Source organism: Kitasatospora sp. NPDC015120, assembly GCF_043080305.1.
Taxonomy (GTDB): domain Bacteria; phylum Actinomycetota; class Actinomycetes; order Streptomycetales; family Streptomycetaceae; genus Kitasatospora.
Window position 1 is genome coordinate 1 of the sequence record NZ_JBIBVJ010000081.1, and the last position, 1,115, is coordinate 1,115.

The 1,115-nt window shown below is 63.7% G+C and carries 1 protein-coding gene and 1 pseudogene; one reads left to right on the forward strand and one right to left on the reverse strand.

Annotated elements, in window-relative coordinates; all coding sequences use genetic code 11:
• Positions 1–729 (reverse strand): annotated as a pseudogene (locus ACF1AK_RS36450) (hypothetical protein); the annotation flags it as partial.
• Between ACF1AK_RS36450 and ACF1AK_RS36455 the strand changes: the two are divergent.
• On the forward strand, positions 716–1,115 hold a 400-nt coding region (locus tag ACF1AK_RS36455), incomplete at its 3' end, for a DUF6474 family protein (RefSeq protein ID WP_391503094.1). The pseudogene ACF1AK_RS36450 and the gene ACF1AK_RS36455 sit on opposite strands and share 14 nt — an antisense overlap.

Consider the following 1,115-nt stretch of genomic DNA (forward strand, 5'->3'; position numbering starts at 1 on the left):
AACGGCACTGAGGTCGTGAACGAGGATGCAGTCTCCGTTGTATCCGATCGCCCCGGCCGTGAGCGACGGGCTCGCCAGCCCACGACGCTCGAGCATCCGATAAACCTGCGCGACGCGCATCTGATCGCGGACCTGACTGCGGACCTTGCGTTTGGGATCGACCGCGGGCTCCCATTCGAAGAGCCCCGAGGTGATCGCGCCCTGGCCGGGATCGGTCACCTTGTGATTGACGACAATGACGGGGATGTACCCGCCACCCTCGTCGTCACGGATGAGCATTTCGCAGCGGCCCTTGCGTCCGGTGTCGCGCTCGACCGGCAAGACCGCGCCCCAGATCCGGTCCGCGCCGGCCTCACAGGCAGCCAAGGTGTCGCGAGCCTGAGCCGACGCCGATTGGTCGGGGTTGATCTTCACCCAACGCTCGGGAGCAGCACCGATCACGAGTTCGGCGATCTCCGCGCGCTTCGCGATCGCGGCGTCCTGGCGCTGCTTGACGCCGGTGTCGACGGGTTCCGAAGCCGATTTCCCGGGAAACAACCCGTCCAGACGCACCCGATGACGGCATCGGGTCAACGCCCCCGAATCGATGATCGGGAGCTGGGGCGCGGGATTGTTAACGGAACACACGATGACGAAGATTATGTGCTCCCCTAGGCTGAAGCCGAAGCGCAGGTACCTGGCAACACACAAACACCTGGAAACGGGGTCCTTTTCGATGGGGTTGTTCAAGAAGCGAAAGTCTCGTGCCACCCGCAAGGCGGAGGCAAAGGCTCTCAAGCACAAGGCTGAGGTCGAGGCGAAGCTCAACGCCAAGAGCCAGCGTAAGCGCGACAAGGTCGAGACCAAGTCGCTCAAGAAGCTGGAGAAAGCCGAGATCGAGTCACAGCACAAGATCGAAAAGGCGCAGATCGCGACCCTGAAGGCGCAGGAGAAGGCCGCTGCGAATCAGGGCCTGACCGTCGCAAAGGTGCGTAAGTACCTGGGAGTGGCACGTCTGCTTGCCCCCGTTCTCCTGCCGATCGCTTACCGCGCAGCCACGGCGGTGCGCGCCCAGCTCGACACCACGCGTGCACAGAAGATGGGCATCGCCGTCGACCAGCTCGGTGACTACACCG